The sequence below is a fragment of the Pseudoalteromonas sp. CR1 genome (assembly GCF_019392235.1).
Classification (GTDB): Bacteria; Pseudomonadota; Gammaproteobacteria; order Enterobacterales; family Alteromonadaceae; genus Pseudoalteromonas.
The window spans coordinates 55,204-70,428 of sequence record NZ_JAHXRM010000004.1; the positions used below are offsets into that span (position 1 = coordinate 55,204).

General features: G+C 39.9%; 12 protein-coding genes. 6 read left to right on the top strand and 6 right to left on the bottom strand.

Annotated features, from left to right (window positions below):
- Positions 1 to 256: 256 nt before the first annotated feature.
- The 6 genes from KZZ04_RS05490 (at position 257) to KZZ04_RS05515 (ending at position 5,854) form a co-directional block, all read left to right on the top strand.
- Entirely contained in the window at positions 257 to 781 is a 525-nt protein-coding gene (locus tag KZZ04_RS05490; protein ID WP_058404063.1) for a sigma-70 family RNA polymerase sigma factor, read from the top strand.
- Positions 778 to 1,461, top strand: a complete 684-nt coding sequence (locus KZZ04_RS05495; RefSeq protein ID WP_138530340.1) for an anti-sigma factor — start codon at positions 778 to 780, stop codon at positions 1,459 to 1,461. The genes KZZ04_RS05490 and KZZ04_RS05495 overlap by 4 nt, the downstream gene beginning before the upstream one ends.
- A gap of 126 nt (positions 1,462 to 1,587) precedes the next feature.
- Positions 1,588 to 3,180 carry a DUF4331 domain-containing protein gene (locus tag KZZ04_RS05500; protein WP_138530338.1) on the top strand — a complete coding sequence of 531 codons (1,593 nt, stop codon included), beginning with the start codon at positions 1,588 to 1,590 and terminating at the stop codon, positions 3,178 to 3,180.
- 11 nt (positions 3,181 to 3,191) lie between these two features.
- Positions 3,192 to 3,698, top strand: a complete 507-nt coding sequence (locus KZZ04_RS05505; RefSeq protein WP_058404060.1) for an Ig-like domain-containing protein — start codon at positions 3,192 to 3,194, stop codon at positions 3,696 to 3,698.
- A 42-nt stretch (positions 3,699 to 3,740) separates the two neighbouring features.
- A complete protein-coding gene (locus KZZ04_RS05510; RefSeq protein ID WP_219422084.1) occupies positions 3,741 to 4,748 on the top strand; it encodes a lipopolysaccharide assembly protein LapB in 1,008 nt (335 codons plus the stop codon).
- A 5-nt stretch (positions 4,749 to 4,753) separates the two neighbouring features.
- Positions 4,754 to 5,854: a HupE/UreJ family protein gene (locus KZZ04_RS05515; protein ID WP_219422085.1), complete on the top strand. Its 1,101-nt coding sequence runs from the start codon at positions 4,754 to 4,756 to the stop codon at positions 5,852 to 5,854.
- Between the two features lie 290 nt (positions 5,855 to 6,144).
- Here KZZ04_RS05515 and KZZ04_RS05520 read toward each other — a convergent pair whose 3' ends face one another.
- The 6 genes from KZZ04_RS05520 to KZZ04_RS05545 all read right to left on the bottom strand — a co-directional run bounded on the left by KZZ04_RS05520 (position 6,145) and on the right by KZZ04_RS05545 (position 15,195).
- Positions 6,145 to 6,759 carry a TetR/AcrR family transcriptional regulator gene (locus KZZ04_RS05520; protein ID WP_058404057.1) on the bottom strand — a complete coding sequence of 205 codons (615 nt, stop codon included), beginning with the start codon at positions 6,757 to 6,759 and terminating at the stop codon, positions 6,145 to 6,147.
- A gap of 156 nt (positions 6,760 to 6,915) precedes the next feature.
- Complete coding sequence (locus KZZ04_RS05525; protein WP_219422086.1) at positions 6,916 to 8,322, bottom strand: efflux transporter outer membrane subunit; 1,407 nt, start codon at positions 8,320 to 8,322, stop codon at positions 6,916 to 6,918.
- Positions 8,322 to 11,453 (bottom strand): efflux RND transporter permease subunit, encoded by a 3,132-nt coding sequence (locus tag KZZ04_RS05530; RefSeq protein ID WP_219422087.1) that lies wholly within the window; start codon positions 11,451 to 11,453, stop codon positions 8,322 to 8,324. The genes KZZ04_RS05525 and KZZ04_RS05530 overlap by 1 nt, the downstream gene beginning before the upstream one ends.
- 12 nt (positions 11,454 to 11,465) lie before the next feature.
- Positions 11,466 to 12,623 (bottom strand): efflux RND transporter periplasmic adaptor subunit, encoded by a 1,158-nt coding sequence (locus tag KZZ04_RS05535; protein WP_203987410.1) that lies wholly within the window; start codon positions 12,621 to 12,623, stop codon positions 11,466 to 11,468.
- 459 nt (positions 12,624 to 13,082) lie between these two features.
- The gene (locus KZZ04_RS05540; protein WP_008126225.1) at positions 13,083 to 14,360 is read right to left on the bottom strand and encodes a hemolysin family protein; all 1,278 of its coding nucleotides are present in this window, start codon (positions 14,358 to 14,360) and stop codon (positions 13,083 to 13,085) included.
- A gap of 133 nt (positions 14,361 to 14,493) precedes the next feature.
- Positions 14,494 to 15,195, bottom strand: coding sequence for an amino acid ABC transporter substrate-binding protein (locus KZZ04_RS05545; RefSeq protein WP_219422088.1), 702 nt, complete (start codon positions 15,193 to 15,195; stop codon positions 14,494 to 14,496).
- Positions 15,196 to 15,225 lie beyond the last annotated feature (30 nt).

A 15,225-nucleotide genomic window follows, 5' to 3' on the forward strand; every position in this document is an offset into this window, starting at 1 on the left:
AAAAGCTGTTCAAAGCTTTCGCGTCCTGCTTAGCTCCTTATCAACCCTTTTTGATAATTTATAAGTGGCTTCTCGATTGAGCTCAAAGGGCCTCGCATGTTTACCCTCAGAAGATTTAAAGACTCAATCAGTTTTACTATAACGAATACATTTATTGCAAAAAAGGACAAAAAGTATACTGTTACATGCTACTTAACTTTTTAGCATCCAAATTTAGGCTACACACGTTTATAAAAAGAGAATAAATAGGATATTTATGGAAAACGATAATTTACTGTCTTTGTTATACGATACGTCGCAAGGCGATAAGCATGCATTTTCAACCTTGTACCAACAAACAAGCGGAAAGCTTTTTGCCATTAGCTTAAATATGCTTTCTAATCGAGCCCATGCCGAAGAAGTGCTGCAAGACGCCTTCATTAAAATATGGCATAACGCCTCAGAATACAATGCCTCTAAAGGCACCGTTATTAGTTGGATGATAAGTATAGTCAGGTATAGAAGTCTTGATGCGTTGCGTTACCATAAAGTAAGAAAAGAGCAAGCAATGGGAGATGATGACTTCGATATTCAGAGCGTCGATGTTAACTACGACGAAAGTACTAAATTAGTAAACTGTATAGAGCAGCTTGAACCTCAACAAAAGCAGGCTATTCATTTAGCTTACTACAAGGGGCTTAGTCACAGTGAGCTAGTTGACCATATAGAGTCGCCATTGGGCACAGTAAAAAGTTGGATCAGGCGCGGGCTTTCGCAACTTCAAAGGTGTTTAACATTATGAATTATACAAAACCCGACTTATTAGATGCGCTCGCAGGGCAATACGTATTGGGCACACTTAAAGGGCTGGCACGAAAGCGTTTTCAGCGTTTATTACTTAGCTCAAGCAAAGCACGTGAGGCAATATTTATGTGGGAACAAAACCTCAATAATTTAGCAAGTGCAATTACACCTCAAGCACCTAGCGATTCTGTTTGGGAAAACATTTTACAAGGTATTGAGTCTAAACCACAGCCAAGTAAAACAGTGGTGCAAACTAAGCCGTCGCTTTGGCAGACATGGTCGTTTATAGCGACCGCCGCGTGCATTGTAATAGCATTTTTAGTCCTTAAGCCGACCGAGGAGGCATCGCAATACCAGCAAATTGCACTCGTACAAAACCAAGATAAACAGTCGTTATGGGTTATTGAAGTAAACGAAGATGCACTAACTATAAAAGCCAGCAATCAATTAGTTGCCCAAAGAGACAAAGATTATCAACTATGGATGATCTTAAAAGGACAAGATTTACCTGTTTCGTTGGGGATATTACCTAAACAAGGTGGTAAATTTTTGTTAAAAGATAAACGCTTTAATGCGGATGATATCTCACTGCTAGCAGTCAGTTTAGAGCCTTTAGGTGGTTCGCCGAACGGCTTACCTACCGAGGTACTTTATGCGACCGAGCTGGTGTTACTATAATCTCCTGTATGGCTGCTTTTATAAGCAGCCATTTTTTATTTAAATAAAATTTAACTTTTTTGCATCCAATCTAAATTGCCCGCCGTTATTAGCTATGACTTCTATTTACAACTAAAGGAAAAAGTCATGAAAGCTTTAACACCGTCAATACTCGCAGTAGTAATATGCAGCACTTTTATAAGCGCACCAATTAACGCATCAAGCCACCGAGAAGCACCTAATATCAGTCGCTTCCCAACGTTAGACTCTACCGATTTTTATGTATTTAATAGCTATGAACAAGGAAAAGAAGAGTACGTAACACTAATTGCTAACTACATTCCATTGCAGGATGCCTACGGCGGCCCTAATTATTTTGCTATGGACCCAGATGCAACTTACAACATACACATAGATAACGATGGTGATGCAATTGAAGACATTACCTTTGCTTTTAATTTTCAAAGCATGTTACCAAATGATAATCAAGGTGTGCAGTTAGCTGTAGGTCCTGAAGGCAACAAGCGTACCGTTTCTGTTCCGCTGAAAAATGTGGGCGGCGTTTCCGCGGGTGATAACAGCGCAACTAATTTTAGTGAATCTTACACACTGAGTATGATTAATGGGCCACAACGTACAGGCGCTGCAACCTTATTAAATAATACAACGACTGGCACATCTACATTTAGCAAACCACTTGATTATATTGGTAATAAAACATTTAGCTCTGAAGCTGACTATCAAACTTATGCGGATCAATTTGTATATAACGTGTCTATTCCAGGTTGTGAAAGCATGGCACAAGTGTTTGTTGGCCAAAGAAAAGACGCCTTTGTCGTTAACCTTGGTAAAACGTTCGATTTAGTAAACTACGTACCGGTAGAGGGCGACAGTGCACCAGGTGCTGGCGATGCAGGCGGCTTTCCTGGAGGCATTACTCAATCGGCTGACAATGACGACTTGGCAGATAAAAACGTAACATCGATTGCGATTGAAGTTCCAAAAAGCTGTATTGTAGGCGAAGGTAATGGCGTTGTTGGTTCGTGGACCACTGCAAGCTTGCCGCAAGCTCGCATACTAAACCCGAATGCTAAATTTGCTAATAATGCAGTTAATGGTGGTGCACTTACCCAAGTATCACGTCTGGGTAATCCACTGGTTAATGAGCTTGTTATTGGTATAAAAGATAAAGATACGTTCTCTACAGCACACCCTAAGAATGATGGTCAGTTTTTAGATTACGTGTCGCATCCTGCTCTTCCTGAACTGTTAAACATATTATTTAAAGATGCTGTTAATACGACACTTGGCGCTAACCTTGAAACATTAGCACCAACAAACTTCCCTCGTACCGATTTAATTACCGCATTTTTAACCGGTTTTGCGGGTGTTAATCAACAAGCCATGGTGACGCCGTCTGAAATGCTCCGTTTAAACACAAACATTGCGGCAACACCGCAAAATGAGCAATCTGCATTTGGTGTTGCAGGAAACGATTTAGCTGGCTTTCCAAACGGTCGACGCCCTGGCGATGACGTTGTTGATATTGCTCTGCGTGTAGTAATGGGTCGTTTATGTCACCCTATTCCTGTAGCAGGCGAAGATACTGACCTAGGTTTGTGTGCGCCTGAAGATGCAAGCGTTGGCACCGTGCCTTTTACTGATGGTGCACCTGTTGATGCAACAATGATGAACTCAACCTTTCCGTACTTAGCTACCCCTCTTGCGGGCTCTAAATAAGGAGTAAACTAATGCAACATTTAAAATTAACGCATATAGGTGTATTACTTGGCGCATTAACGTTGGGAGCATGTAGCAATGACGACGACAATAAAAAGCCGTTGCCTGTGGTTAATACAGCCCCATCTGTGAGCGACATTATGTTAACAACGCAAACGGAGGTAAATATCACCGACTCACTGACAGCCACTGATAAAGAAGGTGATTCACTTACTTATTCATTAGTCAGCGAGCCCTCTTTAGGCATGGTAAATATTGATGCTGATGGCACCTTTACTTACACACCAAATAAAGAGGTTACAGGCATAGATAGCTTTACATTTGGCGTATCTGATGGCGTAAATAGCCAAGTAAGTGCAATAGTAAATATCACTATTGAAGCCTTGCAAGTTGACTTTGCTCAGTTTGCTACTGATGCATTTAACCAAGCACCTAATGCAGAGCCACTCTCTATCAATGGACGTGAGTTCACGAACAAAGACACCGATATTAATAATTTAATTAATAGTAATCAGTAAATAAGCTGACCGGCCATGGATGGCTATTTTAAGGATACGAATATGAAACCAGGGCTCATTAAATTCATTATTGCATTAAGCTTAGTATGCTCATTTAACCTTTTTGCAAATGCTTACACCCCAAAAGATAACGACGTAATTGCTGTTACTAAATCAAATATAACAGCGTCTTTATCGCTCAGTGAAATAAAAACCGCGGTGGAGCAAAGCCAATTTGTAGGGCAAACAGAAAATATGCAGGGCGTATTAAAAAATAAGCTGTCTAAATTATATATTAGCGAGCCAACCCCTGACATAGGCTACTTATATGCACGCGTTTTGCAAAAAGAGCATTTATTTAATGACGCTATCACCGTAGCAAACAATGTTTTAAAAATAATGCCTGATCACAGTAATACTCATCTATTACTCGCAAACTTATACATGACACAAGGCCAATTTGAACTTGCCAAGCTGCATTGTTTAGCACTTATAACTAGAGTAAGCATATTAACTGCAAGTACTTGTGTACTAGATGTGCAAAGTCAGCACGGTAATTTATTAGGTAGCTATCAGTCTTTAGTGAAGCTTGCGAATAAAAAGCCTATTGACCTCAACACAAAACATGTATTAGCTGAAATGAGCTTTAGATTACAAAACTACACAAACGCATTAAAGCATCTTGAAAATATAAGCTTAGTAAACGCGCCAGTAAGCCTTATTGTGTTATGGGCAGACATACAACTGGGCTTAAATAAGCCACAGCAAGTAATAAACAAATTAAGTAACTTAATAAAAGAACCACACGATTTAGAAGACGCGCTGTTACTTCGCTTAGCCATTGCAGAAAAACAACTAAACATGACGCAATACACATGGCAAAACACCATGAAGCAACGAGTAGAGCTAAGAGAAGTGCGCCACGACAGTTTTCATGCCAGTGATTTAGCAAACTACTATATTCATGTGCAGCCTAACAAATCAAAAGCGCTGTATTGGGCCAATATTAACTGGCAACAGGCCAAGATGAATATCGACCAAGCGCTTATTATTCAAGCTAAAAGGATGTAAATAATATGAGTAAATTAATACGCGTATTTTCGATTATGTTGTTAAGCTTATTTTTTACAACAGCAGCTTTTGCACACCAGTTAAGTACTGGCTACATTACGCTTAATAGCAACAATACAACTCAATACAGCGGGAATTGGGAAATCAACGTGGCTGATTTAGAGCACGTTATAGCACTCGACTTAGACCAAAACGCCAACATTACTTGGGCTGAAATAAAAGCAAAACGTGTAGCAATTAACACATTTATTAAAAACAATCTTATCGCGGAACAAAACACGCAAACGTGTGCACTCACTGTAAATAATAATTACCAGCTAAATGAGCACTTTAATCAACCTTACTTGGTATTGCCCGTGTCATTTTCATGTTTCACAAATGACCCTATTACTCTTAAGTATTCAGCTTTTTTTCAAGACGACGCTAACCATAAAGTTATTGTTAATGTAGACGACATAGCACGTGTTTTTAGTATAAATGAACCTAACCAAACCTTTAATACAAAGCAATCAAGCTATTTAGACACCTTTACAGAATATGTATACCAAGGCGTACTGCATATTTGGATAGGCATTGATCATATTTTATTTTTAATTGCGCTATTACTTACCTGTGTTTTAACCCGTGATAAAAACACGTGGCAGGCCATTGGATCTAAACAACACATCATTAAACACACTGCATGGATTGTTACAGCATTTACACTTGCACACTCTATAACGCTTACAGCAACAGCGCTTGATTTAATATCACTCAATACTCGCTGGGTTGAGCTAATTATTGCTATATCCGTTTTATTTGCGGCACTGAATAATGTATGGCCACTCATACTTCGCCTAGGCTGGTTAACATTTGCCTTTGGATTACTGCACGGTATGGGCTTTGCGAGTGTACTTGGAGAATTAGGTTTATCGAGTAACTACCAATTAATGAGCATACTGGCATTTAATTTAGGGGTAGAAATAGGCCAACTGAGTATTTTATTTGTGGCGTTACCTGTATTAATGGCACTTAGAAAAACCACTTGGTATGTAAAATGGTTAATGCCTGCAGGGTCTATAGGCATTGCCGTTGTGGCTCTAAAATGGTCTATAGAACGCTTTTAAACATAATTATACCAATTAGCTTAATGTAAGTGACCTATTTTGAGGATAAAAACGTGTTGATAGCTGAGCAAAAAATTCGCTATTTAGTTGTTCTCGGCAATTGCTCCTGAATTGCTCTACCTTCTGCATACATGCAGTCGTAAATGAGAATTTTTAACGCAAATAGCGATACGTTTAGCCCGTATAATGATTATGTATTATTGCTAATTGGTATTACCTTAAACGGCCGTTAATACTATAAACCAGCTAATATTGCAGGTGTATAGTATCTACACTTTAATAGCATAACTTTAATCTTTAAAGGGCATTAATAACGTTCTCATTGCAGGGCGAAGCGCAATCAAAACGGTCTCTTCGGTAAGTTCGGGGTAAAGTACTTTTCGTAAAAGTAAGCCCGCCATTACTGAAAAAATAACATTTATGCGGCTTTCTAATTCTGCCTCATCTATGTCTTTTATCACGCTGCGTTCACTTATTAAAAGCTGGCGCATTCTATTACGTGCTTGCGTATCTGCATCACGTAATAATTTAGCAACTTTATTATTTCGCCCGGCCTCGGCTAACATCTCTAAATCGACCGCACATTCCCCAGTATCCATGTGCCTTTGTACGCCTATGTTTAAGCCGTTCAACAATACAGTGAGCGTGTCTTCTGGTTGTCCTTCAAAATGTTCAAAAATAGAGAACATTTCTTCCATATCTTTTTCAATAATACTTTCTATAATGGCTTCTTTGCTTTCAAAGTAATTGTAAATATGGCCAGCACTCATCCCTGCTGTTCTGGATATTTCTGCCATTCCTGCAGCATGAAAGCCTTTACGACGAAAGCATTCTGCCGCCGCAGTTAAAACCTGATCACGACGCGCTTTTGCTATAGCTGGATCTGTTTGTCTTTTAGTTTTCATACAAAGCTCCCCTGTCGAATTATTAAACTCGACAGTAGGGCAAATACTTACTCATTTTTAAACAAACCTGCCATTAAAAAATAAGTATTCAGCCCTTTTAAAATCTCGTTAACTTTAACTAGCTGCAACACAGTGTTTACAGCTATAAACCTATACTTAATTGGCTTGAGCGCTTTTCTCCCAGCCACCACCAACCACTTTATACAAGCTAATTTGGCTAGCAAGCATCGCTTGTTGACCTAAAATTTGCTGTTGCTGTGCACTGTACCAGCTGCGTTGTGCATCAAGGACTTGTAAATAGCTATCTACGCCTTTTTCATAACGCGCCTTTGATAACGAAAAGGTAGACTCTCGACTTTGTAGTAACATATCAAGCGCATTTAATTGCGCTTGATAGCCTTCGTTATCGGCTAACGCATCAGACACTTCACGAAATGCTTGCTGAATTTTTTGCTGGTAAGTAACTATCGCAATTTGTTGGTCAGCTTTAGCAACATCTAACTGAGCTTGATTCCTGCCCATATTAAAAATAGGTAAAGTTACTGATGGAACAAAACTCCATGTACCCGACCCTGCATCAAATAAACCACCTAAATCGCTAGAGGCAGTGCCTGCATTAGCCGTTAAGCTAATGCTTGGATAGAATGCTGCACGGGCAATACCTATATTGGCGTTAGCCGCAAGTAACTGATGCTCTGCTGCTTTAATATCTGGGCGTTGAGTTAATAAATCGGAGGGTAAACCAACCGGTATTTTGGGCAACGATAATAACGAGTCCAGCTCTTTATTTGGTAGGAGTTCAGGGCTTAATGGTTTTCCTACTAATAAATCAAGTGCATTTTTATCGCGTTTCAGTAAACGTTTATACGTTGCAATATCAACCTTAGCGCTGGCAACGGTGCTTTTAAGTTGCTCTAACGTAATTTTTGATGCTGCGCCTAAATCAAAGCTTTGCTGAGTAAGCGCAAGCGACGCCTGTTGCGATTTTAACGTTTCTTCAGCAAGCCCAAGTAATTGTTGGTCTGTTGCATAATTAAGCCATGCATTTGCAAGCTCTGCCACCAACGATACTTGCGAGCTATATTGAGTCAGCTCAGAGGAATATAAATTCTGTAGCGCTTGTTGTGTTTGGTTTCGAACCTTACCCCATATATCTAATTCATAAGAGGTAATGCCTACAGTCGCACTGTATTGCGAACTAATACTCGCCTCATCAGTACCTGTCAAACTTGCTGGCAGGCGCTGACGCGTGCCCGAGCCATTTACACTTAACGACGGATACAATGTTGAGTTTTCTATTTGATATAACCCATGTACCCGCTGCACATTAAGCATCGCAATTTGTAGGTCTTTATTGTGCTCAAGGCTCTGATTTATAAGCACCTGAAGTTTTTTATCGCTAAAAAACTGCTGCCACTTTAGCGTATTAACTGTTGCCAGCTCTGTCTGAGCGGCATACGATTTTGGCACTGGCAACACTAAATCTTGCTGTTCAGGTGCCAACTGGCACCCACTTAAAACAATGAGAGCCAGTGCACTTAACGAAAACGTTTTTATAGCCATTATGCAGCCTCCTCGTTAGTGTTTTTTTCTTTTGCAGGGAATACACGGCGTACTAATACAAAAAACAACGGCACAAAAACAACAACCAAAATAGAAGATGCGAGTGTTCCACCAATAATTGAAATGCCTAATGCGTTTTGCGCACCAGAGCCTGCACTTGATGCAATAGCGAGTGGAATAACACCACAAATAAAGGCCATTGAAGTCATTAAAATTGGGCGTAAACGCAGCCTTACTGCAGCCACAGCCGCTTCAACTAAATCAAGCCCTTCGTCCATTTTATGGATAGCAAATTCCACAATTAATATGGCATTTTTAGACGCTAACCCTATCGTAGTTAATAAGCCCACTTGCAGGTAAATATCGTTTGATAATCCGCTACCCAATGCAGCCATAGCAGCACCAAATATACCTAACGGAACAATCATCATAACCGCAAACGGTACCGACCAACTTTCATAAAGAGCCGCTAAACATAAAAATACAAATAACAACGACAAACCATACAATAAAGGTGCTTGGCCGCTGCTAGAGCGTTCTTGAAATGAAATACCGGTCCATTCAGACGAAATACCATTTGGCAGCTGTTTTACCAAACGCTCCATTTCATCCATTGCTTGTCCTGTGCTGTAACCAGGTGCAGCGGTTCCTTGTATTTCCATTGCTGAAAAGCCATTGTAACGCTCTAAACGCGGCGAACCATAAGTCCAATAGGCCGTTGCAAAGGCAGAAAACGGAACCATATCACCCTCATTATTACGTACATACCACTTATTTAAATCTTCAGGCACCATTCGAGATTCAGCATCGCCTTGCATGTATACTTTTTTAACACGCCCACGGTCAATGAAGTCATTTACATAACTACTACCCCAAGCCGTAGCAAGGGTGTTATTAATATCGGTTTGCGACACACCCAATGCTTGTGCTTTAGCTAAATCGGTATCGAGTTGTATTTCTGGCATATCTTCTTGACCATTAGGGCGTACACCAGCCAATATCGGGCTTTGGCTTGCTAAACCTAATAGTTGATTACGTGCTGCTAAAAGTGCATCGTGGCCCAAACCTACACGGTCTTGTAAAAATATATTAAAACCATTTGCTGTTCCCAGTTCTACAATTGCTGGTGGTGGAAAAGCAAACACAAACGCTTCTTTAATACTGGAAAAGTACCCCATAGCTTTACCTGCTACACCTTGCACAGATAAATCGTCACGTTGGCGTTCATCCCAATGCTTAAGATTAACAAACCCTATTGCTGAGTTTTGGCCAGAACCTGCAAAGCTAAACCCGGTAACAGTAAAAATACCGTTTACTGCTTCAGATTGTTCGTTCAAGTAGTGGTTTTCTACTTTTTTAACCACTTCAAGTGTTTGCTCGGTTGTAGAACCCGCAGGTAACGAAACTTGGTTAAATAATATGCCTTGGTCTTCATCTGGTAAGAATGCGGTTGGTAAATTTGAAAACACATAAGCCATTCCACCTACAATTAAAAAGTATATAACAAGGTAGCGCTTAGCATGTTTGATCATACGGCTCACAAAGCTTTGCGCACCCGAATTTGTTTTGTCGAACCCGCGGTTAAACCCTGTAAAAAATTTACCAAATAACGACTTATCATTATGAACATGGCTAGGCTTCAAAAGCGTTGCACACAGTGCCGGCGTAAGTATAAGCGCCACAAGTACCGATAAACCCATAGCAGAAACAAGGGTAATTGAGAACTGACGATAGATTATGCCCGTTGAGCCGCTAAAAAAGGCCATCGGAATAAATACAGCAGAAAGCACCATTGCAATACCAACAAGTGCGCCTTTAATTTCGTCCATTGATTTGCGGGTTGCATCAAGCGCTGAGAGTTTTTCTTCGGTCATCAGTCGCTCTACGTTTTCTACAACAACAATGGCATCATCAACTAGTAACCCGATGGCAAGCACCATGGCAAACATGGTCAATGTATTAATTGAGTAACCAAAAGTGTATAAAATACCAAACGTACCCAGCAATACCACTGGCACTGCAATTGTTGGAATAAGCGTCGCTCTAAAGTTTTGTAAAAACAAGTACATAACAACAAACACCAACACAACCGCTTCTATAAGCGTATGAATTACTTTTTCAATTGAAAGCGCCACAAATGGTGTAGTGTCGTAAGGCACAACCGCTTCAAGTCCCTCAGGAAAAAATGGCTCTAATTCGGCAATGGCATCTTTTACACCCTGCGCAGTATCAAGCGCGTTGGCGCCACTGGCCAATTTAATCCCTAAGCCAGAAGCTGGTTTTCCGTCATAACGCGCGACAACCCGGTAGCTTTCACCACCTAGCTCAACACGGGCAACATCACTCAACTTTACAAAAGAGCCATCTGCATTGGTTTTAACTAAAATATCTCTAAATTGCTCAGGAGTTTGTAAGCGGCTTTGCGCTGTCACAGTCGCGTTGAGTTGCTGTCCCGCCACCGCAGGCATAGCACCTAGTTGCCCAGCCGACACTTGTGCATTTTGAGCACTGATAGATGCACTTATATCTGCAGGCGTTAATTTATAATTTTGAAGCTTAGCCGGATCTAACCAAATACGCATTGCATACTGCGAGCCAAATAACTGTACTTCACCCACACCTTCAACACGCGAAACAATATCTTGCACGTTTGATGACACGTAGTCGCCAATATCAATGTTGGTCATGCTGCCATCTTTAGACATAAACGCATAAACCATCAAAAAGTTACGGGCTGACTTTGCAACCACAACACCTTGCCTTTGCACGGCTTCAGGTAATAGTGGCGTTGCAGTAGCTAACTTGTTTTGTACTTGAACCTGAGCAATATCAGGGTCGGTTTCAGCGCTAAACGACAGTGTGAGCGTTGCTGAACCGCTAGACTCTGACGTTGACGACATGTATAACAAGCCATCTAAGCCTTTCATTTTTTGCTCTATAACTTGTGTAACAGTATCTTCGAGCGTACGCGCCGATGCACCTGGGTAGGTAGCCGTAATACTTATTGCTGGCGGCGCTATAGACGGATACTGCGCAATAGGTAAACTTTTAATTGCTAATATACCTGCTAGCATCACTACTATGGCAAGTACCCAAGCAAATATAGGTCTATCGATAAAAAATCGTGACATGTAAATTCTCCGTTATTGCGCTTTAGCAGTTTGAACTTCAGATGGGCTAACTGGTGCGCCTGGGCGAATTTTTTGCAGCCCTTCTACGATCAGTTTATCGCCTTCCATTACACCATCGGTTACAAGCCAATTAGATCCAATGGTGCGATCTGTTTTCAAAACGCGGCTCTCTACAGTATTGTTTTTGCTAACAACCATTGCGGTAGGTTCACCTTTCGAGTTTCGACTAACACCGCGCTGTGGAACTAAAATAGCGTCGTTTTTAACACCTTCAACAATTGAGGCGCGAGCATACATCCCTGGAAGTAGTAACTTTTCAGGGTTAGGAAATTTAGCGCGTAATGTAACCGAGCCTGTACTTGGGTCAACTGTCACCTCAGAAAACTGTAAAGTGCCTTTATGAGAATATAAAGAGCCATCTTCCATAGTGAGTTCAACATCGGTTTGACTGGTTGAATCTACACTTAGGTCGCCCGAAACAATCGCTTTTTTAAGCTTGGTTAATTCGCTACTCGACTGCGTTAAATCAATATAGATAGGATCAAGTTGTGTAACTGTTGCCAAAGAAGTGGCTTGGTTGGCACTTACTAACGCACCTACGGTGACATTCGATTTACTAATTTGCCCACTAATAGGCGAAGAGACATGACTGTATTCTAAATTAATTTTTGAGGTTTGCAGCTGCGCTTGAGCAGTAAGGAGTTCTGCTTTTGCTTGCTTGTAGGCTGCATCAGCCTCATCGTAATCTTGCTGGCTAACCGCTTTAATTTTTAATAATTCACTATAACGAGACGCTTTAGCTTTACTGCTTGCAATGCTTGCTTCAGCGCGGGCAACAGCAGCTTCACTTGCCGCTAAGTTAGCCTCAAATGTAGCAGGGTTAATTTGATAAAGCGCTTGGCCTTTTTCTACTTGAGACCCTTCGGTAAATAAACGTGATTGCACAATACCGCTTACTTGCGGGCGTATTTCTGCAATTTGAAATGCACTAATACGTCCAGGCAACTCTTGCCTTAAAGTTAGCGATTGTTTTTTAAGCGTAATAACCCCTACCGGCACAGCTTTAGGAGCAGGTGCCTGCGACTGCTCTGTCACTTGGTCACAACCAGTCAACGCAACTGAACCTAGGAGAACTGAAAATACAAATAAAGCGGTGCTAGAACGCTGCATGTTAAATACCTTTAATTTAGAGTGAACGATCATTCTAAATTAAATGTTAGTGAGAATACATCTTAATAAGCTGATCTTTACACAAAATTACACTCAATTATGCGACCTCATACTTAATCACGAAGTAATGTTAATAAGGCTTTTATAATAAATATTTGCACCTACAAGCTAACTATAGTGCTCAGCGCACTGTATTTTTTAAAAATAGAAAAGTACTTACGCAAAAACCTTCTTTGTTTAAATTAAAGCCTAAAAGTACATAGTGAAGAGATTTTAATATTATATTTCAGTTAATTAGAGGTATGAGTCATTTAGCCAGATACCCATTAGGCCATAGCCAAATACAATTGTTATAACGAACAAATTTATAAACTTTCATTAACAAAAAAGCCAAGGCGAACTTGGCTTTTTTATACATGACGTGGTTAAGCGTTTATAAAGAGATAAGGATGGCAAGCTTTAAACTAATCTAGATACAAGCAATTGCTCTACACGAATACCTTCAACATCAACAACTTCAAATTTAAAGCCCGCATAACTAATGTGTTCAGCGCGTTTTGGTATACGCTTCATTGTGTAAATTAAAAAGCCTGCCACCGTCTCAAAATGTATTTGCTCTGGGAACTCCTCTATATCAAGCACTTTAGCTAAATCGGTAATTGGCGTCAGTCCGTCAACTAACCACGAGCTTTTATCTCGCTCGATTATTAGTTCATCCCCTTGGTGAGTTATTAAATCTCCCATAAAGCCTTTCATTAAATCTTTTACAGTAACAATACCAACAAGCAGCGCGTATTCGTTTACTACAATAGCAAATGGTTTAGCGGCGCTTTTAAATGCATTTAACGCCTCTGATAAACTTAAGGTTTCTGGTAAGTAAAATACATCGGTATCAACTAATTCGTCATTGATGTTAGCAGCTTCACCTTTGAGCACTTGGCGTAAAATATCTTTTGATTCAACAGAGCCATGTAATTTGTCTAAGTTACCCGTCACAACTAAAAAATGATTATGCGGGTGATCAATAATTTTGGTCGCAATGTCATGGCTACTTTCGTTTAAATCAAAGTACACAATTTGATCCCGCGGCGTCATTACGCTTGATAAAAAACGAGCTTCTAAATCAAAAACATTACCTATTAAATCATACTCTTGTTTTTGCAAACTACCATACTCAGCGCCAGCTTCCATCATAGCAACAATGTCTTCTGTGGTTACATTATCTTCACGCTCTGCGGGGACTTTAAACAGTCGCAGTACAAAGTTAGTTACGCCATTAAAAAACATCACTAAAGGCGTTAATGCAAATGTAACCCAACGCATTATGTTAACGACCTTAACGGCGACAGCTTCTGGCATGATCATCGCTAATCGCTTTGGCATTAAATCGGCGAATAAAATAAATAACGAGGTAATAGTAAAAAATGAGAATAAAAAGCTAATTTTTTCTACATATGCACCCTGATAAAATAAAACCAATACTTTTTCAACGTATGGCGATAATGCTTGTTCACCTACAATGCCACCTAAAATAGCGATAGCATTAAGTGCTATTTGTATCATGGCGAAGAACGCGCCCGGATTTTCTTGCAGTTTTAATACTGCAGCTGCATTTAAACTGCCTTCGTCTGCCATTACGCGAAGTTTTATTTTTCGTGACGCTGCAATTGCTATTTCCGACATAGCAAACAACGCACTGATCAAGATCAAAAGACTAATCCCGATTAAATCACCCATTTAACGCTCCAAAAAGTTAGCGCTTTTTATATAAAAAGCAGCTGATTATAGTCGCTTTTTTAATCGCAGCAATTGATATTTTCACTTTATGTTTAAGTTTTTATTATTCAGTTAGTTAAATGATTTTTAGCCACTAATTAAGAGAGGAGGTTTGTCTAAATGCAAACTGTAACTGTGTGATTAACGACTCATCCATATTTATGTTACACGCAAAATATAATGGAGATTGAGCCGTATTTAAATCAAGCACTGGCTCGAGTAAATTTAACTTTGGTGATGTTTTGAGACGGTAATTAAATTGTTTTTTACTCAGAATGACAAAATCAAGAATGTCACGGCGTGCACTAATTAGCTTATCTATTTTATCTAAGTTATCAATCAGCAACAGATGCCGGGTTTCGTTAAAACCGCGTTCAAGTAAATAATGATGGCTAAAGTTATCTCTTAATACTGCTATTTTATAGCGCTTGGCATCATGTAAAGTCTTTAACTTTATGCCTCGAGATTTCAGCCCATAAATCGCTGACTCAAACTCTTCAAGTTCAGCTATCCACACAAAGTTATTTTCTCTTGGTGGCAAACGAACAATTGAGAAAATACAGGTGTTTTTATCTCGAAGGGCTGCGTTATAAGACACACTCCAATTGTTAGCCGACATAGTGTAACTAATACCAGCAGCATTAAGGGCGTTTTTTACCTTTTCTACAGAGCGACCAGCCAATTGCTTGTTTGCATCGAGATATTGAAAGTCAGGGAAAACTTCCGTAACTATATTAATTTCGTTAGCATGCGCAATAGGGTATAAAAAACAAAGTAAAAAAACGAATCCCTTCATTGGGTAAAAGCCTCAACTAAATTAGTGGAA